This is a genomic window from Streptomyces sp. MBT65 (genome assembly GCF_016612545.1).
Taxonomy (GTDB): domain Bacteria; phylum Actinomycetota; class Actinomycetes; order Streptomycetales; family Streptomycetaceae; genus Streptomyces.
In genome coordinates, this window is record NZ_JAENRY010000223.1 from 1 (window position 1) to 21231 (window position 21231).

General features: G+C 71.8%; 14 protein-coding genes and 4 pseudogenes. 6 read left to right on the forward strand and 12 right to left on the reverse strand.

Annotation, left to right across the window (positions count from 1 at the left end; genetic code table 11):
* Positions 1 to 341 (reverse strand): annotated as a pseudogene (locus tag JHN63_RS53255) (cytochrome P450); the annotation flags it as partial.
* 737 nt (positions 342 to 1078) lie between these two features.
* Here JHN63_RS53255 and JHN63_RS36585 point away from each other — a divergent pair.
* A pseudogene (locus JHN63_RS36585) lies at positions 1079 to 2053 on the forward strand (M14 family zinc carboxypeptidase); the annotation flags it as partial.
* A 240-nt stretch (positions 2054 to 2293) separates the two neighbouring features.
* Here JHN63_RS36585 and JHN63_RS36590 read toward each other — a convergent pair.
* Together JHN63_RS36590 and JHN63_RS54055 are read right to left on the reverse strand one after the other, a co-directional pair.
* Complete coding sequence (locus JHN63_RS36590; protein ID WP_234478243.1) at positions 2294 to 3340, reverse strand: M14 family zinc carboxypeptidase; 1047 nt, start codon at positions 3338 to 3340, stop codon at positions 2294 to 2296.
* 78 nt (positions 3341 to 3418) lie between these two features.
* Positions 3419 to 3598: pseudogene (locus tag JHN63_RS54055) on the reverse strand (DUF1707 domain-containing protein); the annotation flags it as partial.
* A 173-nt stretch (positions 3599 to 3771) separates the two neighbouring features.
* Between JHN63_RS54055 and treZ the strand changes: the two are divergent.
* On the forward strand, positions 3772 to 5520 hold the full coding sequence (gene treZ, locus JHN63_RS36595; RefSeq protein ID WP_200689046.1) for a malto-oligosyltrehalose trehalohydrolase: 1749 nt from the start codon (positions 3772 to 3774) through the stop codon (positions 5518 to 5520).
* A 155-nt stretch (positions 5521 to 5675) separates the two neighbouring features.
* Here the strand turns inward: treZ and JHN63_RS36600 are convergent, their stop codons facing one another.
* The 3 genes from JHN63_RS36600 to JHN63_RS36610 form a co-directional block, all read right to left on the reverse strand.
* Entirely contained in the window at positions 5676 to 6617 is a 942-nt protein-coding gene (locus JHN63_RS36600; RefSeq protein WP_200689047.1) for an aminoglycoside phosphotransferase family protein, read from the reverse strand.
* 46 nt (positions 6618 to 6663) lie between these two features.
* Entirely contained in the window at positions 6664 to 7791 is a 1128-nt protein-coding gene (locus JHN63_RS36605; RefSeq protein WP_200689048.1) for an aminopeptidase P family protein, read from the reverse strand.
* Between the two features lie 135 nt (positions 7792 to 7926).
* Complete coding sequence (locus tag JHN63_RS36610; protein ID WP_200689049.1) at positions 7927 to 8505, reverse strand: PDZ domain-containing protein; 579 nt, start codon at positions 8503 to 8505, stop codon at positions 7927 to 7929.
* 114 nt (positions 8506 to 8619) lie between these two features.
* Between JHN63_RS36610 and JHN63_RS36615 the strand changes: the two genes are divergently transcribed.
* Together JHN63_RS36615 and JHN63_RS36620 are read left to right on the forward strand one after the other, a co-directional pair.
* Positions 8620 to 8799: a hypothetical protein gene (locus JHN63_RS36615; protein WP_200689067.1), complete on the forward strand. Its 180-nt coding sequence runs from the start codon at positions 8620 to 8622 to the stop codon at positions 8797 to 8799.
* 102 nt (positions 8800 to 8901) lie between these two features.
* On the forward strand, positions 8902 to 10434 hold the full coding sequence (locus tag JHN63_RS36620; protein ID WP_200689050.1) for a hypothetical protein: 1533 nt from the start codon (positions 8902 to 8904) through the stop codon (positions 10432 to 10434).
* A 32-nt stretch (positions 10435 to 10466) separates the two neighbouring features.
* Here the strand turns inward: JHN63_RS36620 and cyc2 are convergent, their stop codons facing one another.
* Positions 10467 to 12620, reverse strand: coding sequence for a germacradienol/geosmin synthase Cyc2 (gene cyc2, locus JHN63_RS36625; RefSeq protein WP_200689051.1), 2154 nt, complete (start codon positions 12618 to 12620; stop codon positions 10467 to 10469).
* A gap of 168 nt (positions 12621 to 12788) precedes the next feature.
* Here cyc2 and JHN63_RS36630 point away from each other — a divergent pair, with 168 nt between their 5' ends.
* Complete coding sequence (locus JHN63_RS36630; RefSeq protein ID WP_200689053.1) at positions 12789 to 14033, forward strand: endonuclease/exonuclease/phosphatase family protein; 1245 nt, start codon at positions 12789 to 12791, stop codon at positions 14031 to 14033.
* Here JHN63_RS36630 and JHN63_RS36635 read toward each other — a convergent pair.
* From JHN63_RS36635 to JHN63_RS36650, 4 genes are all read right to left on the reverse strand, one after another.
* Complete coding sequence (locus JHN63_RS36635; protein ID WP_200689055.1) at positions 14030 to 14893, reverse strand: TIGR03619 family F420-dependent LLM class oxidoreductase; 864 nt, start codon at positions 14891 to 14893, stop codon at positions 14030 to 14032. The two genes, JHN63_RS36630 and JHN63_RS36635, sit on opposite strands and share 4 nt — an antisense overlap.
* 85 nt (positions 14894 to 14978) lie before the next feature.
* Positions 14979 to 16163, reverse strand: a complete 1185-nt coding sequence (locus JHN63_RS36640) for a damage-control phosphatase ARMT1 family protein (RefSeq protein ID WP_200689056.1) — start codon at positions 16161 to 16163, stop codon at positions 14979 to 14981.
* A gap of 126 nt (positions 16164 to 16289) precedes the next feature.
* Positions 16290 to 16940, reverse strand: coding sequence for a ScbR family autoregulator-binding transcription factor (locus tag JHN63_RS36645; RefSeq protein WP_200689057.1), 651 nt, complete (start codon positions 16938 to 16940; stop codon positions 16290 to 16292).
* A 339-nt stretch (positions 16941 to 17279) separates the two neighbouring features.
* Positions 17280 to 19100: a S8 family serine peptidase gene (locus tag JHN63_RS36650; protein WP_200689063.1), complete on the reverse strand. Its 1821-nt coding sequence runs from the start codon at positions 19098 to 19100 to the stop codon at positions 17280 to 17282.
* Positions 19101 to 19448: 348 nt separating this feature from the next.
* On the opposite strand from JHN63_RS36650, the pseudogene JHN63_RS36655 reads away from it, so the two are divergent.
* A pseudogene (locus tag JHN63_RS36655) lies at positions 19449 to 20395 on the forward strand (lytic polysaccharide monooxygenase).
* Between the two features lie 72 nt (positions 20396 to 20467).
* On the opposite strand, the gene JHN63_RS36660 reads toward JHN63_RS36655, so the two are convergent.
* Positions 20468 to 21121 (reverse strand): Tat pathway signal sequence domain protein, encoded by a 654-nt coding sequence (locus JHN63_RS36660; RefSeq protein ID WP_200689065.1) that lies wholly within the window; start codon positions 21119 to 21121, stop codon positions 20468 to 20470.
* Between the last annotated feature and the right edge of the window lie 110 nt (positions 21122 to 21231).

Below are 21231 nucleotides of genomic sequence, written 5' to 3' on the forward strand. Positions count from 1 at the left end.
ATCCCCGCCGGAGCCACCGTCGCCTGTCTCCTCGGGGCGGGGTCGGGGCGGAACGCGTCGTAGCGGTCGGGGTCGGTGAAGCGCTCCGGGTCGCGGCCGGCCGCCCCGAGGAGACAGGCGACGGTGGCTCCGGCGGGGATCGCGCCGACGGGTTCGACGGCCCGGCGCAGCACGATGTGCAGCGGCGGATCGCGGCGCAGGGACTCCGCCCAGGCGCCCGCCGTGAGCTCGGGGCGGACCCGGAGCACCGCCAACTGGCCCGGATGGTCGAGGAGGTTGGCGAGGAACGAGGCGAGCGCCCGAGCGGTGGTCCCGCCCGCCGCATCGAGCAGCGTGCCCACCAGTCCGGTGACGGTCTCTCGCCGGGCAGCCGTCGCCGGGCAGGGGGACGAGCCGCGGGTCGGCGAGCGCGGCGCGGACGTCGTCGTAGCGACTGACGAGCCAGGCGCCGAAGGGCTCGTCGTAGACGAAGGGGTGGTGCGTACGGAGGACGCGGTAGAGCGGATACGGGTCCGGTACGGCCGTGAGCAGGCTCGGTGGTCCCGGTGGGCGGGCCGGGGTGCCCGCGGTCCGTGTGACGAGCACGTCCGTGAGACACAGCACCGCCGTCCGCTCCCGTGGTCGTCGCTCCGCCGCACACCGTGGAAGGGGCGCGCGGCCGGTCGTCCGCGCCATGCGCACACGCGGCTGCCCCCAGCCGACCACCGCACCGCGCGGGCCGCAGCCCCCGTACGGCCGTACGGGTGAAGCGATCGGTCCGCGGTCCTACGGCGCACNGCTCGCACCCGCGTACGGGCCCGGGGTGCGGGCCGGACGGCGGGCGTACGGTGACGCGGTGCCGCGTCGGTGTTCTCGCCGCGGGGGCACGCGCGCGTGGCACGACGGGGAGTCATCGGCAGTGAGCGCAGGAGTCCGCGAAACCTCCTGGAAAACCCTGGCCCCCTGCTGGCAGCAACTGCCTTACCGGCTGCCGGTAAATGCGCCTGGGCGCCCCCGGTAGCCTCCCCCATGGTCGTCTTGACAGTTCACAGAGGCCGTGGGGTACTGCGGTTGCGAAGCCGGGGCTGACTAGTCGGGGGTGAGTCTCCTGCCGGAGTTGCGATACCCCAGTGTGACCGAACTGGTGGCGTCCGCAAGGGCGTTGGCCGCGCACAGGCCGGCCCTGTGCAGTCTGAGGCAGGTGGGTGTCTCCCGCGGGGGCAGACCCCTTCATCTGCTGTCCGTGGGGCACGCCCAGCGCGCGGTGCTGGTGGTCGCGGGCGCCCACGCGAACGAGCCGACCGGCGGCTCCACGCTCCTCTCCCTCGCCGAACGGGTCGTAGGGGAAAGGGAGTTGAGGTGGGACACCGCCTGGCACTTCCTGCTCTGCGCGGACCCCGACGGGGCGAGTCTGCATGTCACGCCGGCGCCGCGCAGTCTGTTCGACTACCACCTGGGCTTCTACCGTCCGGCCGGGCCCGAGCAGCCGGAGTGGTCGCCCTCGGTGCTGCCGCCGGATCAACTGCCCCCGGAGACCCGCGCCTTGGTCCGGGTGATCGACGAGGTGCGGCCCTACCTCCAGGTGACCCTGCACGGGACCGATCTGGGCGGTAGCTGGGTGCAGTTGACGAAGGACATACCGGGGCTCGCCGAGCCGTTCGCCAAGTCGGCGGCCGAGCTGCACATCCCGGTGGAGACGGGCGCCTCGGACGCGGCGGGCTGGCCGGCTTCGGGGCCGGGGGTGCATGTGATGCCGGCGCGCGGTTCGGACGCGGCGTATCCGAGCATGCCGGACGACGCCCGGCACAGCACCTGGTACCACGCGCACCGCTACGGCGGTCTGACGGCGGTCGTGGAGGTCCCGATGTGGGCCAGCGACCTGGTGGACGACCCGGCACCGCATCCCGCCCCGGCGGCGGCGATACGGCGGCTGGCGCACCGGCTGCTGCGGGACACGCGGGAGGTGGAGCGGGTGCTCGCCGAGGCGCTGCCGCGGCTCCAGGGCTTCGACGGGCCGCTGCTGCGGGCCGCGCGGTGGGCGCTGGAGCTGGTGCCCGGGCTGGCCGCGGACTGGGGCTGGCCGCGTCGCACAGGAGCAGGGTCCCGCGCGTGTCACTGGACCGGCTGTCCCCACGGGTGACGGTGACGTAGAGCCAGTCGCCCTGGATGCCGGGCGCGGGCGCGGCAGCCCGGGCCGGTGCCTGACCGGCGGTGAGGAGCACGACCGCGGCGAGCAGGGCACCTCGGAGCGCGGTCGCTTTCAGGGTGTACGGCTTGAGGATGTGCGTCATGGTGTACGGCTTGGAGATGTACGTCATTCCCGGTGCATCGGCACCACGGTCTCCGTACCCCAGCCCGGCTCACCCGAACGGGAACGCACGGGCGCGTGCCGCCGGGCCAGTTCGAACGCGCTGAGCACCACGCGCGACTGGTACTCGATCAGCCCGAGGCCCGTCCCCGCCTCCGTCCCGCCTTGGACGAACGGCCGTATGCGCGCGAGGAGTTGTTCCAGGACGCGGCTGTCGTGGCGCAGGGTGTGGCTCACCGTGCGGAGGAACGCGTCCGCGTCGGTGGGTGGTTGGCCGTTCTCTACGCCGGCCACGCCCCACATCGGTGCCTCCACGACCGCGGTGACCGTGCCGTGCCGGTGCGGGTGGTACCAGGTCGACTCGACGGCGGCCTCGGTGATCGCCGCGGCGAGGTCTCCCGGGCGCGGGGGCGGGATGCGGTAGACGGCGGGGCCGAGGTTCGGCCAGTACAGGGTGTCGTAGGGCCCGAGTTCGCGCGGGATGCCGAGGCGGGTCGCGGTGTGGGCGACGCGTCGGGCGAGGCCGGGGAGGTCGCGGGTCAGTTCCACGAAGCCGCCGCCCACGTCGACCCCGTGCAGGGAGCACTGGAGGAAGGGCCGTAGTTCGTCCTGGACCTCCAACAGGGCGCGCGTCTCCGGGAGTCGGGCCCCGGCCGCGCCGTGCGGCAGCCACTCGGGCTGTTCCAGGAAGCCGGGCCGGAAGAAGTTCCGGAAGTACCGGCCGAGGCTGTACGGGCCGGGCAGCCAGCCCTCGTTGCGGCGCGAGCCGTCGGGGTCCAGGCACAGGAGCAGGTTCCAGGTGGCGTCGGCGTCCTCGCTCAACCGGGGGTCGGCGAGGGCCCGTTCGGCCAGCCGCAGGACCGTCGCGCCGCCCACGGGTTCGTTGGCGTGCGGTCCGGCGACCACGAGGACCTGGCGGCTGCCGTGGCCCACGGAGAGCAGCCACAGGGGCGTACCGGCGCGGGAGGTCCCGACGCGGCGCAGTCGGGCGTCCTGGGGGCGGCGGGCGACGAGCGCGGCGGGGAGCCGCTCGGCCTGCCAGGCCCTGCGCAGCCGTACCGTGAACCCGGAGACGGCCTCCACGGTGCCGAACAGGACGCGCGAGAGACGGCTCTCGGTGGGCAGGTCGGCGGTGAGGGGCACGAGTTCCTCGGAGCGGCGGGCGGCGAGCGCCAGCTCCATGCGCCGGATGAACGTGTCGTGGGACAACCGCCCCATGGCGACGCCGTCGTGGAGAACCTTGAGCGCCTTGTCGCGCTCCGCGTCGGACAACCGCGCGGGGTACGTGTGGAACTCGAAGGACGACGTCACGCTCGTGATTGTCGGGCAGTGAACCCCGGGTGTCCAGAAGACGCGGAAACGGCCCGCACGCGCGCGAAGATGACGACACCTGCGCCAAAGGGGTGGATTCAAAAGCGGATTGATCTCGTTTGACGCACGATGGACGGGCTACATCCCGGTGAGCAGACGAAGGGGAACCGTCCGTGCAGTTCGAGGTGTGGGCACCAGAGGCAGACCGAGTGACGCTCCATTGCGAGGACACCACGCGCGCGTTGGAGCGCGATCCCGAGCGCGTGGGGTGGTGGAGCGGGGAGGCGGAAGCGGGCGACGGCACACGGTACGGGTTCGCGGTGGACGACGGCCCGCCCCGGCCCGACCCGCGCTCGCGCCGCCAACCGGACGGCCCGGACGGGCTGAGCGCGGTCGTCGACCACGAGGCATACGCGTGGCGCAGCGCCGCGTGGCCGGGGCGCCCGCTGCCGGGCGCGGTCCTCTACGAGCTGCACGTCGGCACGTACACGCCCGAGGGCACCCTGGACGCGGCCGCCGACCGGCTCGACCATCTCGCCGAACTGGGCGTCACACACGTCGAGTTGCTGCCCCTGTGCCCGTTCCCCGGCCGGCACGGCTGGGGCTACGAGGGCGTCTCCCTGTGGGCCGTGCACGAGCCCTACGGCGGCCCCGAGGGACTCAAGCGGTTCGTCGACCGGGCCCATGAACTGGGCCTGGGGGTCGTGCTCGACGTGGTGCACAACCACCTCGGCCCGTCCGGGAACTACCTGCCCGTGTTCGGCCCCTACTTCACGGACACGCACCAGACCCCCTGGGGCAGCGCCGTGAACCTGGACGCGCCCGGCTCGGACGAGGTGCGCGCCTTCCTGCTGGGCAGCGCGCTGGCGTGGCTGCGCGAGTACCGGATCGACGGGCTGCGGCTGGACGCCGTGCACGCGCTGTGGGACACGCGCGCGTGCCACTTCCTGGAGGAACTCTCCGCCGCCGTCGACGCGTTGGCCGCCGAGACGGGCCGGCCGCTGTTCCTGGTCGCCGAGTCCGACCTGAACGACCCACGGGTGGTCACCCCCCGCGCCGAGGGCGGTCTCGGGCTGCACGCGCAGTGGAACGACGACTTCCACCACTCCCTGCACACCGCGCTGACCGGTGAATCGCAGGGCTACTACGCGGACTTCGCGCGGGCCCCGCTCTCGGCGATCGCCAAGACGCTGACGGGCGGCTACTTCCACGACGGCACCTATTCGAGCTTCCGGGACCGGCACCACGGCCGCCGACTGGACCGCACGCGCGTGGCCGCGCACCGGCTGCTCGGCTACAGCCAGACGCACGACCAGATCGGCAACCGCGCCCAGGGAGACCGTCTTTCGGCGACCCTCTCCCCCGGCCTGCTGGCCTGCGCCGCCGCGCTCACGCTGACCGGCCCCTTCACCCCGATGCTGTTCATGGGCGAGGAGTGGGCGGCGGGCACGCCCTGGCAGTTCTTCACCGACCACACCGACCCGGACCTCGCGGAGGCCGTACGGCGGGGCAGGCGGCGGGAGTTCACGTCGCACGGCTGGGCCGAGGAGGACGTGCCCGACCCACAGGACCCGGCGACCCGCGACCGCTCCTGCCTGGACTGGTCGGAACCGGAGCGCGAGCCCCACGCGCGCGTGCTGGCCTGGTACCGCCGGCTCATCGCGCTGCGGCACGACCAGCCCGACCTCACCGATCCCGACCTCACCGACACGAAGGTGGCCTACGACGAGGACGCCCGCTGGCTCGCACTGCGCCGCGGGGACGTACGCGTCGCCGTGAACCTCGGCAAGGAACCGGCCGCGATCCCCCTGGGCACCCGCCCGGCGGAGATCCTGGCCGCGTGGGAGCCGGTGGAGGCGCCTGGGGCGGACGGGTTGCTGCGGGTGCCCGGGGAGTCGTGCGTGGTGCTGGCGCAGGCGTAGGAGCAGGCCGACCCGGGAGGGCAGGCGTAGGAGCAGGCCGATCCGGGAGCGCATGCCTGGAAGCAGGCCGACCAGAAAACGTCGGCGGAGGCGCGGATTCGGGCGTAAACGCTTGCGCATACGTTTGCGTAAACGCTTGCGCGAGCGTTTACGCGCTACAACTCCCCGTCCCCGCCCCGCAGTTCCGTCACCCGTTCCAGCAGGATCGCCTCCCAGGTGCGCCGGAGTTGGGCTCTCAGGAGGGGGAGGGGACCGGTGTCGCGGCCCTTGAGGTGGTCGGCGAGACGGACGACCGTGTCGCAACGGGCGAGCCAGAGGCCACGCAGACAGGGGCGGGCGCCGTAGCCCGCGAGGGTGGCGGCGCGCACGGCGGCGGGGGAACCGACGGCCAGGGCGAGCCCGGCGATGTCCTCGGCGGGGTCGCCGAGGGTCGCGTCGGTCCAGTCCAGGACACCGCGCACCCGGCCGTCGGCGCTGACCACGAGGTGTTCGCCCTTGAGGCCGTGGTGGACGAGGACCGCGGTGGCGGACTGCGCGGCGAGCTGGATCGCGCCGGGCTGGGTGAGCTGGTGGAGGCGCGCGGCGTCGAACTCGTCGGCGGCGGCGAGCCGCTCGGCGGCCTGCTCGGCGGTGCGGCGCAGTGTTTCCAGGGAGCGCGGGGCGGTGCGCGGGACGCCGAGCGACTCGGCCTGCCGGGCGGGCACCTCGCGCAGCCCGGTGAGCAGCCCGGCCAGATCGGCCTCGCCGACGGCGGAGACGTCCTGGTCCTCGCCCGAACGGCCGGGCAGCTTCGTGTCCAGCGTGTAGGCGAGCCCGGGCGCCCACTCGCCGTGCGCCACGCTCGCCGGAACCGCGAGGGGCAGATACGGCCGTACGAGGTCGCGCAGGCGCAGTTCACGGCGCTGGCGCAGGGTGGCCGCGTGGTCCGGGGCGAGGCGCAGCACATGGCGGGAGCCGACCCACCAGGTGGCGTGCTCGCCGCCCTCGGTGACGGGTCGGATCTCGGGTCCGGGGCCGTCGGTCGTCCCGCCGTCCTTCAGCAGGGAACGGACCAGGTGACGGACGGTGTCCGCGGTGGGTGTCGGTGCCTGGGTCATGGGTCGCGCCGTCGCCGTTCGGGGTGTCGGGGGCTCCTGGTCGTCGTCAGTCCACCAGGGTCATCTCGCGGGCCGTGTTGTTGAGCCGGCGCCCGCCGTCCTGGGTGACCGTGACGATGTCCTCGATGCGCACCCCGAAGCGGCCGGGCAGATAGACACCGGGCTCCACGGAGAAGCACATCCCGGGCACGAGGGGCTGCTCCTCGCCCTCGATCATGTACGGCGGCTCGTGCGTGGTGACGCCGATGCCGTGGCCGGTGCGGTGGATGAAGTAGGGGCCGTATCCGGCGTCGTCGATGACCGCGCGGGCGGCCCGGTCGACCTCCTGGCAGGCGACTCCGGGGCGCACCGCGCGGAAACCGGCCTCCTGGGCCTCGCGGACGAGGTCGTGGACGCGCTGTTCCTCGTCGCTGGGGTCGCCCACGTGGACCGTGCGCGAGGTGTCGGAACCGTAGCCGTCCTTCAGACCGCCGAAGTCGAGGACGATCATGTCGCCCTGCTGGATGACACGATCGCCTACTTCATGGTGCGGGTTGGCTCCGTTGGGGCCCGAGGCGACGATCGTGAAGTCGACCTGGGAGTGCCCGAACTGCCGTAGCAGATCGGCGAGATCGGTGCCGACGTCGGACTCGCGGCGGCCGGCGAAGGGAACCTTCCGGATCTCCTCGTACGTTGCGTCGGCGGCCGCTCCGGCGGCCGCCATGAGGTCCAGTTCCGCCGCGTCCTTCACCGCGCGGAGCATCGGCAGGGCGTCGGTGAGGGAGGCGTAGGTGGTGTCGGGCAGCGTCTTCTGGAGTCCGAGCAGGTGCATGGACCAGGCGTTGTCGCTGATGCCGAAGCGGCCGGTCGCGTCGAGGAGTGCGGCGGTGGCGGCGTAGGGGTCCTTGCCGTCGGTCCAGTCGCGCAGGGTGAGGGCGTCGGCGCCGGGTGCCTTGGCCGCGTCGGGGGCCTCCAGGGTGGGCACGACGAGGACCGGGGAGCGGCCGGGGGCCAGGACGAGGACGGTGAGCCGTTCGGTGATCGCGGTGGGCGCGTAGCCGGTGAGCCACACCAGGTCCGGGCCCGGGGCCACCAGGAGCCCCGCGAGACCGGCGTCGGCGGCGGCCCGCGCGGCGCGGTCCATGCGGGCCCGGTAGTCGGCGGCGGTGAAGGGCGCGGGCGTGCTACCGGTCATTCAGGCCTCCGAGGACGGGCGAGACGGACGGCAGGGGTCTACGGTCAGCATCCTGCCCGCACCCGGAGGGCCACGCGAGCCGATCGACGGGAACGACGCTCTTCCGGCTCGTCCGTTCCACGGCTCACGCGCGCGTCAGACGACGAACCCGGGGACCACGGTGAACTGCTGGAAGCCGCCGCTGTGGTGGCGCACGGTGACGGTGACCTCGTCCCCGGGGCGGGCACGCGCGACCGCGCGCGCGAGGTCGGCCGCGGAGTCGACACGGGTACCGCCGAACGTGAGCAGGACGTCGCCCCGGATCAGCCCGGCCGTGTACCCGGGGCCGGGCATGTGGACGCCGACGATCAGGGCGCCCGCCTTCTCGGCGTCCACGGCCTCGACGCCGAGTGTCGCGGCGGCGGGCGTGGGGGACGGTGACGGGTTCGCGGGGGCCGTGGGCCCACCGGACGGGGCGGCCGCCGGGGTCGGCTGCCGGGCCGCCTGGCGCTGCGTCTCGGCGAGTCTGCTCATGCCGATCACCGTGGCGCCGACCGTGCCGAGTCCGACCCCCGACAGGACCAGGACGGTCCCGACGAACAGTCCGAACACCAGGGTCACGAGCCGTCGGCCGCGACGCCGCGCGGCATGCGGGCGCCGGCCGGCGCCGGGCTTGGTGCCGCCACCGGGTTCCTGACCGGGCATCGGCTTGGGACGCAACGCAGTCTGTTCCATGGATCGCCTCCGGCAGATGCTCTACCCGGCGCACCGGCGCCCGACGTGCCACGAACGAGTGAGACTGACCGACGGTCAGGAGCGGGAAGCCGGCCCTGCGCGAAGCACGCGCGTGTGGTGCCTCACGAGGACGGTCCGGTCCGGATCGCCGAACTTCCCGGCCACCCCTTCTTCCTCGCCACCCTCTTCCAGCCCGAACTGTCCGGCGACGGCACCCGCCCGCACCCGGTGGTGCGCGCCCTGGCCCGGGCGGCGGTCGAACACGCCGCACGGACCACGACGTTGACCGCCTGACCCTCCGTCCGGCTGCCCGGCTGCCCGGCTGCCGCAGGGTCCGACCAGGGGTTTCCCCGGCGGCCCGGCTCGTTGTCAGTGCCGACTGTTACGTTCTGTGACATGACCGATCACGCCCTGCGGCTGCTCCAGCAGCACGCCCACCTGGCCGAACTGGCCGCGTTCCCCTTCGACTTCGACCTGGACCGCACGGACCACGTCGAGCCGGTCCGGCTGGCCTCGGGCGCCCCGCTGCGGCCGGTCGCCGGTGACGGCGCGGGCGGTACGTACTTCGTGTGCGCGGACGGTTCCGTGCTGTACGCCGACTCGGAGGGCGCGGCCGGGATCATCGGCTCCAGTGTCGACGAGGCGCTGGAGCTGGTGATCGGTCTGCCGGGCTGGCGCGACCATCTGGACCTGTCCCCGTCCGAGGGCCCGGAGAAGATCCTGGCGGTGGTCACGGAGACGGAGGACGAGTTCCGCGAGGACTACGACCTCGACACGGCGCGGCCCCAACTCCGCGCCGCCCTGGGCCTGTCCGAGCGCTCTCCCGTCGAGCTGATCGGCATGCTGCACACTTCCCTGCTGCGCACGGAGCCCGACTTCCTGCTGCTGAACGCGGAGGAGGGCGGCGCCTACGCCCTCCTCGACCGGGATCCCCGTCCCCCGCTGTGGGAGCCGGTGCTCGCCCGGGGGCGGGCGGATCTGGCGGCGTTGCGCGCGGGCGACCGTACGGTGTGGGACACGGTGGCCGGGGACCCCGTACGGCGTCGACTCGCCCTGCGGGCCGCGCAGTTCGACCGTGCGGACGGCGATCTGGAGCTGCTGCGGCATCTGCTGCGGCACGAGACGCGGTCGTCGATGACGGACGAACTGCGGCTGGCCGCCGTGCTGGTGGGCCTGCGCGGGCACGCCGAGGATCTGCCGTTGCTGCACGAGGTGCGGGAGACGGACTTCGACACCGCGTGCGGGCTGGGCGAGTTGCCGGGACCGGACGCGGGTGGAGCGGCCCTGCGGGAGTGGGCCCGGGAGCTGGACGAGTCGCTCTTCGGTACGGACCCCTCCGACGAACCCCCGTCCACCTGGACCGAGTTGGCGGCCGACCAGGGACTCACCGAGTTGGCCCGGACGGCCCTGATCCGCCGCTTGGACGAGATCGAGCTGGACCAGAGCCTGCTGCGGCTGCCGGGCGCCCCGAAGGCGCTGGATCCGTCTCCCCTGCGCATGCTGGCCCATGAGTTCGAGCAACTCGGCGACCGCGTTCAGGCATTGCGCGCCCAGCGCCTATACGCCGTCCTCCAGGAGACGGCGTGGGACCGCGTCTCGGCCCGGCTGACGCAGGCCCGCCTGGAGCGGGAGACGGGTCAACTGGCGGAGGCCGGAGGGACATTGGCGATCCTCCGGGGCGCGCTCACCGACCCCGGGGACGAGTCGCTGCGGTACTGGCAGGGCGTGAACCTCGGCCGGTGCATCGCCGAGGAGCACTACGCCCTGACCCGCGCGCTGGCCGACGCGAATCTCCTGGAGGAGGCCCAGGTGACGCTGGCCGCCGCCGAGTCGATACTCGGCGAGCTCTCGGGTGCCGCCGCGACGGCCGTACGGGAGCTCGCCGAGGACGTGGCGGAGCGGGTCCGGGATCCCAGGGAACTCGGGTGAGGCCAGGGATCCCGATCCCGGGCGAGGGGTCGTCAGGCGAAGGGCATCGCCGGCACCCGGTCCGGGAGGAAGCCGTGTGAACGCCGGGCCAGGTAGCCGGACTTGTAGCGGTCGACCTCGCGGTGCCAGTTGAGGATGCCCGCCATCCAGTGCTGGAGGTCGGTCACATAGCCCCGCATGATCTCGCGTGCCTCGTCCGAGAGCTCGAAGTCGTCGTAGACGATGGGCAGTTCGTTCGCGGCGACATGTTCGAACTGGCGCATGCGCTGGGTCATCAGGTCGTGGACGACGCCGAGCGCGGTCGGGTAGTCGATGCCGAAGAAGTTCTGGACGACAAGGATGGCGTTGTGGACCTCACCCTCGTACTCGATCTCCTTCTGGTAGGAGAAGACGTCGTTGAGAAGGCACGCGTAGTCGATGGCCGCATTCTCCAGGGAGCGGACGGGACCGGTGCGGTAGACCTCGGGCGGGACCTTCGGGCCGTGGCCCATGCGGCACATGCTGAGGGTGAGGTCGGAGCCGAAGGTGGCGCGGCGCATCTCCAGGTAGTCGACCGGGTCGGGGATGCGGTGCTGGATCTGGTTGCCCAGCTCCCAGACCCAGCTCTCCGTCATCTTGTTGATGGAGTCCTTCAGGGTGCGCCGGTCGTCCACGGGCATCTCGGCGGTGGTGAGGGCCCAGAGGTCGATGAGTCCGCGTTCCATGCCGTTGACGGGCACGAGGGTCACCGAGCCCTCGATGGGCATGCAGTCGGAGAGGCGGGCCGTGGTGACGCGGGCGGCGGCGAGGTCGCCGCGGATGCCGTAGACGAGGGGGTAGTAGTCGTCGCCGTAGGTGCCCCAGGCGAGCCAGCGCGAGCTGAGGTCGAGGGCCGCCTCGGTGGCGTCCGGGTCGATGCCCGCGGCGCAGAGCGGGAGGTCGGCGGCGGCGAGTTTCTCCTCGTCCCAGACGCCCTCCTCCAGAATGCCCATGGCGTGCGCCCAGTCGACGAGGCGGAGGCGGGCGCAGTCCAGGTGCGGGCTGAGTTCGACCTCGAACGGCATGTAGAAATCGGGGAGTTGAGAGGGTCCGACCTTCTGGAAGGGCACGTGGGTGTAGGCCCGCAGCCGTTCGGCGCCGGCCGCGGCGAGCAGGGCGCCGACGTCGGTGCCGGAGGTGCCGAGGCCGGTCGGTCCGTTCAACGGCGAGTTGTCGAGGGCGCCTTCGTTCATGTAGCGGCTGGAGCGCAGATGCCATTCGTGGCCGCCGGACTGCCAGTCCTGGAGGCCCTGGGCGTAGGCGGCGACCGCCCTGACCTCGTCCGGGGTGAGACCTTTCTCCAGGGCCACGGCGGGCACCTCGGTGAACGCGGTGTGCTCGAACTGGTGGAGACGGGAGGTGAGGACGTCGTTGACGGTGTCGGCGGCCTCCTGGGTGGTGCAGCCGAAGAAGGTCTCCAGGACGAGCACCCCGTTGCTCAACTCGCCCTCCTGCTCGACCTCCCGCTGGTAGGAGAACAGGTCGTTGCGCAGATGGACGCCGTCGGAGAAGGTCTCCATCAGCACCCGCAGCGGCCGCTCCCCGGCCACGGACGCGGGCACTTCGGCGGTCGCGTACTCCACCAGACCGGCCGACCAGGGCGCGCCGCCCACCTTGCGGCGCATCTCGATGTACTCGACGGGGTTGGCGACCCGCCCCTCGTTGATGTTGGACAGCTCCCACAGGGACTCGTTGAGCAGATGCTCGGTGGCGACGGCGAAGCGGCGGCGCCAGTCGACGGACATCGACGGCACCGTGCGCGCCCACAGGTCGGCGAGCCCCGCCTCGACCGGATTCTCCGGCTCCGGTACGGGGGTTGCGAGGTCCAGCGGCATGAAGAGCGGCAGCCGGTCCAGGTAGGCCTTGCCGCCGGCGCGGTCCTGGCTGCGCTTGAAGATCTCCAGGAAGTGGTCGTCGAAGAAGAACACCCACACATACCAGTCGGTGATCAGCGACAGCGCGGGCCCGTCGCAGTCGGGGTGGGTGTAGGCGCAGAGCAGGCCGTAGTCGTGCGCGTCGAGGTCGGCCTGCTCCCAGATCCCGGAGCCCTCCAGCATGCCCATCTCGCGCGCCCACGCGGAGGAGTGGGCGCGGGCCTCGTCCAGATGCGGGTTGAGGCGTGCGGGATACGGCATGTAGAAGTGCGGGAGTTCGAACGGCTGGGTCATGGCCGGGCCCTACCCGTGGCTCTCAACGACCATCCCGGGCAGGGGACATGATCACACCATCGCGTGAATCAGGGGTGAACCCATGAGTTTCCCCCGCATCTTGTGACGTTCACTTCTACGCGCGCAGACTACGGGGGTTCACGTGTCCCCTCCCTCACCGGAGTCCCGATGAACCATTCCAGCTCCTTCTCCCGCCGCACCGCGCTCGCCTCCCTGGCCGGGGCGGCGCTGGCAGGCACCGCCGCGCACCCGGCGGCGGCGTCCGGGCGGTACGGGTCGGGGCGGACCGTGCGGTTCGCCACGTTCAACGCCTCGCTGAACCGGCCCACTCAGGGCGCGCTGGTCACCGACCTGTCGACACCCGACAACGCCCAGGCGCGCAATGTCGCCGAGACGATCCAGCGGGTGAACCCCGACATCCTGCTGATCAACGAGTTCGACTATGTCGAGGGCGGCGCGGCGGTCCGTCTGTTCCTCGACAACTACCTGTCCCGGGGCCACAACGGCGCCCGCCCGATCCACTTCCCGCACCACTTCACCGGCCCGGTGAACACGGGCGTCCCCTCGGGCGTCGACCTCGACGGCAAGAACGGCGTGGTGACGACACCGGGTTCGGACGCCTACGGACAGGACGCGTTCGGCTACGGCTTCTTCCCGGGCCAGTACGGCATGGTCGTCCTCTCCAAGTTCCCGATCGACACCCGCGCGGTGCGCACCTTCCAGCACTTCCTGTGGAAGGACATGCCGGGCAACGTGATCCCGCCGGGCTACTACAGCGACGCGGCCCGCGCGATCTTCCGGCTCTCCTCCAAGAGCCACTGGGACGTGCCGATCCGCCTCGGCCACGAGACGGTCCACTTCCTGGTCTCGCACCCGACGCCGCCCACCTTCGACGGCCCGGAGGACCGCAACGGCCGCCGCAACCACGACGAGATCCGGCTGTGGGCCGACTACATCGGCGGTCACGCGCGCAGCGCCTATCTCTACGACGACAAGGGCATCCGGGGCGGGTTGCGGCCCGGCGCGCGGTTCGTGATCGCGGGCGACCAGAACGCCGATCCGTACGACGGCGACAGCTACGACCACGCCGTACGGCAGTTCCTCGACCACCCGGCGATCAACCTGCCCGCGAAGCCGCCCGCCAGCGCGGGTGGGGTCGAGGCGGCGAAGCTCCAGGGCGGCGCGAACGTGGGCCAGATAGGCAACCCCGCCTACGACACAGGTGACTTCGGCGACACGGCCCCCGGCAATCTGCGGGTGGACCACGTCCTGCCGTCCAAGGGGCTGGTCCCGCGCGGCAACGGTGTGTTCTGGCCGACCTCGGACGACCCGCTGTACCGCCTGGTCGGCGACGGCACCACGGTCGTCACCTCGGACCACCGGATGGTGTGGCAGGACGTGCGGCTGGGTTAAGGCTGTTCGGACAGGTGCGGGAGGACTTCCTCGCCGACCCACGCGAGCGCGTCCGGCAGCGCCTCCGTGGCCACCGGTAGCCAGAGGGATGCGGAGACGAGCCCGGCGTCGGTCAGCCGCCCCAGCTCGTCCCGCACGCTCTCGGCGGAAGCATCGGCTCCGCCCAGGGGCCGGCCCGGTACCTTCACCGCGGGCGTGAACCCGGGCGGCACGAGGAACAGGCCTGCCGTCAGGGCCAGTTCACCGGGATCGCGTCCCACCTCGTCGCCGAGCGCGTCGAGCCGCGCCCGCACCCCGGCGAGCCCCTCGGCATCGACCCCGGAGCCGTGCCACGCGTCACCGAAGCGCAGCGCCCGGCGCAGTGCCGCGTCGCTCTGTCCGCCGATCCAGACACCGGGTCCGCCCTCGCTACGGGGCAGCACCCCGAGCCGCGCGGAACCCTCGCCGCGCCACAACTGCCGTACGACGGCGAGCTGTTCGTCGGTCCGGCGGCCCCGGCCGGCGAACGGGACGCCGACGGCCGCGTACTCCTCGGTGTCCCAGCCGGTGCCGACACCGAGTACGAAACGGCCGCCGGAGAGCCGGTCGAGGGTGGCGGTCTGATGGGCCAGGATCAGCGGGTTGTACAGCGGCAGCACCAGCACGCTGGTGACCAGCCCGATCCGCCGGGTCGCCCCGGCCACGGCGGCCAGGAGGATCAGCGGGTCCGGGGTCACGCCGGTCGCGCCGGCCACCGCGTGCCCGCTCGCGAAGACGTGGTCGAACCCCAACTCCTCGGCTCTGACGGCGATTTGAAGGACCGCGTCCACCTCCTCGTCCCGGTCGGGCCACAGGCGGTGCGGTGCCACTCCGATACGCATCTCGGTCGTACTCCCCTCGTGCGACAAGTGCGACAAGAACGTCAGTGACGACCCAACAGCATGACGGGCGCCGGGGAAACCCCGTTCACGCCCGCACCTGGATCAGCGCATGGGTACCGCCCGTTCGCCAGCGCTGCCCCTCCGCCGCGACCAACGCGTCCTCGGTGCGGGCGTCCAGGCCCGTGATCACATCGGACTTGAGGGTGCGCAGGGCGGCGACCGGACCCGGGAAGTAGGCGGTGACGTCGGCGAAAGGAGTGGTCGGGGTCCAGCGGCGATCGCCCACCAGGCGGCGGTAGTTGAGGTCGCCCTTCACGATCGTCAGGGTGGCCTCGGCGAACTCGGCGCGGAGGTCGGCGGGCATCTCGGCGTACGGCAGCGGGGCGCAGGAGAAGGGGTGGGCGCGCACGGTGAGGCGGCCGTCCGCCATCGCCGACCAGAGACGGCGGCCGTACGTCGCCGCCGCGCCCGGCGCTCCGGTCAGCCGGTGCAGGGCGTCGACCACGTCGGCGGTCGTGGCGTCGGAGACGTAGTAGGGGTGCGGCTTGATGTGCAGGACCGCGCGCTCGATACGCCCCTGCTCGAGGAGGTGCGCCAACAGCAGGAGATCGGGGATGAGTTCGCGGCCCGCGTTGTCGGCGACGAGACACAGCGTGCCGGTGCCGTTGCCGGACAGGAGCCCCCAGAGCAGTTCGCTGTCGTCGGCGACCAGGGCCGGGACGGGGGCCTGCGTGGCCGACTCCGCTCCGGCCGCGGAGAGGCGGAAGCCGAGGTCCGCGCGGTTGCCCCAGAGGGAGCCGTGCAGCAGGGCCCGGCCGCGCTCCTCGGGCGACTTGCCCTCCAGCGCGTCGAGCGCGGCGAGTTCCTCGTCGGTCTCGGGGGCGTCGAGTTCGGCGCGTTTGAAGGGGCGGAACGGGTCGATGCCCTGCCAGGCACCGGAGCCGAAGTAGCCTACGGCGCCCAGGAGTTGGCGGTAGAAGTAGCTCTCGGACCAGAGCCAGGGCACGTCGTACCAGGAGTGTCCGGCGTACTTGTCGGTGCCCCAGCCGGCCCACTGCCCGCGGTCGGCGGCATCGGCGGGGAGGGGCTCGATCGGCCCCTCGGTGCAGTTCTTCAGCAGGGCGTCGAGCGCACGGTGCTGCCCGGGGCCGTAGGGGAAGGCGTCCCGGACCTGCTGGATGATCGCGGGGTGCCGCTCGGCCAGCACGCTGCGGGGGAACGAGCCGGGCTCGTTGCCGAGGATCACGGACGCGGCGGAGGTGTCGGGCATACGCCTCACCGTACCGGGCGGGTGGGTCGCCCCCGGCGCGCCGGGCGGGCCGGCCTCAACACACCGGGCCGACCCCGACTCCTACGGCAAGCCGGCCCACCTCGACGCCCCGACACCCCCGGCCGGTCACCCCGCCACCGCGATCTCCCGCTCCAACCGCGCCGCCAGACTGAGATAGCGGGCGCGCCGCGGCACAGGCACCAGGCCGCGGATCAGCAGGTGCCACATCTCGGCCGTTCGGCGGGGCTGGAGGGCGACCGGTTCGAGGGTGCGGCCCAGGACGCGGATGCCCACGAAGAGGCCGATGAGGGTGTGGGCGACGGCGTCCACGTCGATGTCGGGGTGGGCGTCGGCCTCCGCGACCGCGCCCGCGAGCTTGCGGGAGGCGATGTCCAGCCACTCGGTGAAGGGGTGCGGCATCGGGGGCCGTACCTCGATCTCCCCTGCGGCGAGCCGGAGTCCGGCGCGGGGGATGGGGCCCTCGACGGCGAGCCGGGTCATGGCGAACGTGACACGTATCAACGTCTCCAGTGAGGAGTAGCCCCGGTCGTCCATCTCCTTGGCGATCTGGCGCGAGGCCTTGGCCTGTAGCTCCAGGATCGTGTGGGCCAGGTCCTCCTTGGCCGCGAAGTGGAAGTACAGGGCGCCTTTGGTGACTTGGGCGTGGTCGACGATGTCGCTCAGGCTGGTGGATTCATAGCCCTGCCGGTCGAACAGCTCGGCGGCGGCCGTGATGATCGTTGTGCGGGTCTGCTCGGCCCGTAGCTGCCTCACCATCGACTGACATACTCCCGTGAAGGAAAAACAACGGCCCATGCCGTTTTTTATTACCCCCTGTAGACAGTAGCTCACCGTGCGACGGTGCCGACTTTGCCCCCCAAGACTGCCAACACCCCTCACGTTCCCATCACTTGCATCCCTGTGTCACCCCCGCCCCGACTCTTGACCACTTTCGGTGTCTGTGGCACGTGTCAACACCGGTTACCGGCCACACAGAAGACCGACCGACCCGGTGCGGCACCCCTGGAGAGGCGCCCCACCTTACGGGTCAGTCGGTCTGTTTCTGTGGATACCCTGTGCCACCTGAGGCACTCTCAAGCGCTGTCAGGCACGCCGTCAGAAGGTGAGCTTCCAGCTGTTGAGCGTGCCGGTGTCCTGCGCGGCGGTGTCCTGGACCCGCAGCTTCCAGGTGCCGTTGGCGGTCTCACTCGACGCGTCCACCGTGTAGGTGGTCTTGACGTCGTCGGCGGAGTCCGAGGTGCTCGCGGCCTTCAGGCGGTACGTCGAACCGTCCGGCGCGACCAGGTCGAGGACGAGGTCGCCGCGGTAGGTGTGGGTGATGTCGACGCCGACCTGGAGGCCCGAAGGAGCGTTGCCGGTAAGGCCGTTGACCGCGATCGAGGACTCCACGGCCGAGCCCGCGTCGGGGACGGCCACGGCGGTGGTGCTGGAGAAGGTCGCCCCCGTCGTCGTACCGCCACCACTGCCACCGCTCACGGCCTGGACGGTCTTCGCCGCGTCCGCGAGGCCCGCACCGCAGCCGCCCGAGCAACTGCCGGGCAGGGCACGGGCGTTGGTCTTGATGGCCGATTCCATCTGGGCCGGGGTGAGGGAGGAGTTCGCCGACTTCATGAGCGCGACCAGGCCCGCGATGTGCGGGGTGGCCATGCTGGTGCCCTGGTAGTAAGCGTACGACTCGGTGGACGGCGTCTTCGTGCCGGAGTTCAGCGTGGAGTAGATGCCGTTGGCGGTGCCGGTGCTGGTCTGGCCGCCGGGGGCCGAAATGTCCACGCCGGAGCCGTAGTTGGAGTAGGACGCCTTCGCGCCGGCCCGGTTGGTGGCGGCGACCGAGATGACGTTGGCGCAGTTGCCCGGCGAGTGGTTCGCCACGTTGTCGTTGTCGTTGCCCGCCGCCACGACCACCGTGGTGCCGCGGTTCACAGCGGCGGTGATCGCGCTCTGGGTGGCCGAGGTGCAGGCGCCGTCGCCGCCCAGGCTCATGTTGATGACCTTGGCGATGTTGCCGTTGGCGGGAACGCCGGAGACGGTGCCGCCGGACGCCCAGGTAATGGCGTCGATGATGTCGGAGTCGTAGCCGCCGCACTTGCCCAGCACGCGCAGCGGGGAGATCTTCGCGCCGTAGGCGATGCCCGCGATGCCCTTGCTGTTGTTGGTGACGGCGGCGATGGTGCCGGCCACGTGCGTGCCGTGCCAGGAGGAGTTGCTCGCCCCGATGCCCGTGCCGCACTCGTTGGCCGCGTAGTAGTCGCCGGGGTCGGCGGGGTTGCTGTCGCGGCCGTCGCCGTCGACCGAGACGGCGGTGTCGGTGATGAAGTCGTAGCCGGCGACGATGTTCGCGGCGAGGTCGGAGTGGGTGACGTAGCCGGTGTCGATGACGGCGACGGTCACGCCGCTGCCGGTCGAGGTCGGCCATGCGGCGGGCACGTTCATGCCGGCGGTGGCCTCGAAGAGGTCCCACTGCTTGCCGTACTCGGTGTCGTTCGGGTCGGCCTGCGGGGTGTTCAGCCGGTCCGGTACGACGTAGGAGACCTGCGGGTCGGCCTTGAACTCGGCGATGACGTCGGCGACTTCGGTCGTGCTGTGCGCGTCGCCGAGGCCGACGAGGGCCGCGCCGGTGCCGAGGCGGCGCTGGAAGTCGACGCTCTCGCCGGTCTCCTTGCCCTTGGCGGTGGCGTCGGCCTCGGCGGCGCGGTTCGAACTCGCCTCCGCCGCACCGGACTTGTAGCCGACGATGAGACGCTCGGCGAGGGCGCCGGGGGCGGCCTCGGTCTGGCCGGAGAGGGCCGGCGCGACGGCCTCGGTGGGAGGCACCTGGGCGACGGCGGCCGAGGTGGCGACCGTGGCGAGGAGGGCCGCGGAGACCGCGGCGACGGATATCAGGGTCCGTCCGGTGGGGAATGCCGTGGGAGTGCGCAAGGGCTTGCCTTTCGTGGCCGTACTCCAAGCAGCGCGGAGCGGCGGTCGATTCGCTTCGTCGTCGAAGCGGCGGGGGGTCGATCCAGAGAGCGCCGGGCACGGGCTGCTGCCTCGACAGGGGTCGCCTGTGGGTCAGCTGTGGCCAAACGATAGGCAAAGAGAAGGTCATACGGATACGGGGGAAACCCTCGATCAGGCCGGAAACCACCCCTGGATATCGGCGATTTGACCGGTTACCTCCCGATTCGCGGCATGGGAGTGGCCGAAGGGGACGCACTGAACGCGCCGGGCCTGGTTCCCGTATTGCACCAACAGACCGTTGCCGCCCCGGCCGAGGAGACGTTCCGGATGTCCCGGATGACCGCACATCGCACTGCCATGGCGGCCGCCGCCATGGCCCCCCGCTGCTGCTCACCGTCTGGGCGGCGGGTCCGGCGCAGGCGCACGGGGCGCCGACGTATCCGGTCAGCCGGGTGTACGCCTGCTCGCCGGACGGCGGCAGCGCGTCCGGGTCGGCGGCCTGCAAGGCGGCCGTGGCGGCGAACGGCGGGCCCTTCACCTTCTGGGACAACGTCCGGGTCCCGGACATCAACGGGCGGGACCGGCAGCTGATCCCCGACGGGAAGCTGTGCAGCGGTGGTCTGGCCGCCTACAAGGGGCTCGACCTCGCGCGGACCGACTTTCCGTCGACGCGGCTGACTCCGGGGGCGAAGCTGACGATGACGTACGCGTCGACGATCGCGCACACCGGCACGTTCAAGTTGTATCTGACGAAGGCCGGTTACGACCCGGCGAAGCCGCTCACCTGGTCCGAGCTGGCGACGCAGCCGTTCGCCGAGGTGAAGGACCCGCCGCTGACCGGCGGCGCGTACCGCATCAAGGCGACGCTGCCGACGGGTCGGACCGGGCGCCAACTGATCTACACCATCTGGCAGAACAGCAGCACCGAGGACACCTACTACTCGTGCTCGGACGTGGTGTTCCCCGGGGGTGCCGCCGCTTCGCCGACGCCCACGACGGGGACGGCCGGCTCGAAGGGAAAGACGGCGAGTCCGTCGTCGTCCGCGACCAAGTCCCCTGCTCCCGCGAGCAGTTCGGCCAAGGCTCCGGCAGCCGCCACGGCGCAGAAGGCCTCCCCCGCCGAGGAGAGCACCGCGCCGGGCAGCAGTCCGGTGGCGTCCGACACCGACGCCGCTTCGAGCGGACCCTCGGCGCCCATGATGGCGGGCGGCGCCGCCGCGGTGCTGGTGCTCACCGGGGGCGCCGCCCTGGCCCTGCGACTGCGTCGACGCTGAACTCGACGCGCACAGGCCCTACTTGCTCTGTTCCTCAGTCGGCGGGGACCGACTCAGTCGACGTGGACCGCCTTAGTTGGTGTAGACCGCCACACCGTTGTCCGTCACCGGGGCGTACTTCGCGGTGAAGTAGCCCGCGCTGAAGCACAGGGACGAGCCGGAGGTCTTGGTGAAGGCCTGGCTGGTGAAGTTGATGCTGGTGTCGGTGTTGTTGGACGTGCCGGACAGGCTGGGCGCCTGGTAGACGCAGGTGATGCTGCCCAGCAGGGTGGTCAGCTTGACCGTGGTCTGGATGGTGGAGCCGCTGGCCGGGGTGACGGTCAGGGTGCCGTCCGAGACGGCCGCGGTGGTGTACGGCAGGTTGTCGACCGTGATGCTGGTGACACCGGTGACGCCGAGCACGTTGCTCGTGCAGCTGCTGCTGGCGAAGGTCTGCCCGGAGACGGACTCGGTGGCGGTGCCCGGCGCGGCCGGGTTGTCGGTGACGGTCGCGGTGAACTGCGACGAGGTGCACTTGATACCGCTGGTGCCGGTCGCGCTGGAGTACAGGGTGGCCGAGGTCCCGGTGGCCAGGGGCGCGGTCAGCACATCGCCGACGGCGACGGCCGTACCACCGAGGCTGCCGGTGGTGAGCACGGCGGTGCCGTCCGCCGAAGCCGGGACGGTGAAGGGGAGGGTGAGCGCGGCGACGGAGCCGACGAGGGTGAGGACGGTGCGAGTGCGCATGCGGGTGTACCTCTTCTTCGAGATGGAGGGTCGAACCGGGGGGTTCTTGGGCTGTCTCTTATACACATCTGACGCTGCCGCGACGATCTTACGCGTGTTGATCGTGGTTC